At 38.0% G+C, this 300-nt stretch carries 1 pseudogene; it reads right to left on the bottom strand.

Features of this window, described 5'->3' with window-relative positions:
- Window positions 1–185, bottom strand: a pseudogene (locus H4J67_RS20150) (IS110 family transposase); the annotation flags it as partial.
- Window positions 186–300: the final 115 nt, after the last annotated feature.

Below are 300 nucleotides of genomic sequence, written 5' to 3'. Positions count from 1 at the left end.
TATTTGGATTCATCATAAGGTACTTTCGTTTTCCAACACCTAAATACAATACGCACCCACTTGAAAGCCAAAGCTCTTACCGCTGATTGATGAGACTTACCCTTAGCTCGTTGTTGGTTGTAATAAAGCCCAGCCCAATATGACACTCCTACACTCTTAGCTGACCACTCGATAAAGCCCAGTCTAAACCACCAAATGCAGAAAATTTATTAGTTAATTCATCCATTACTCACCTCCAAGTTTGAAAGTTTGTTATGTGCTTTACTCTTCGAAAGAAATATAGACAGCTTTTTATAGCAA

The sequence above is a fragment of the Colwellia sp. BRX10-4 genome, assembly GCF_014077465.1.
In the GTDB taxonomy this organism is placed as follows: domain Bacteria; phylum Pseudomonadota; class Gammaproteobacteria; order Enterobacterales; family Alteromonadaceae; genus Colwellia_A.
Note: the sequence above shows the minus strand (reverse complement) of the source record. Positions and strands in the feature narration are given on the sequence as shown.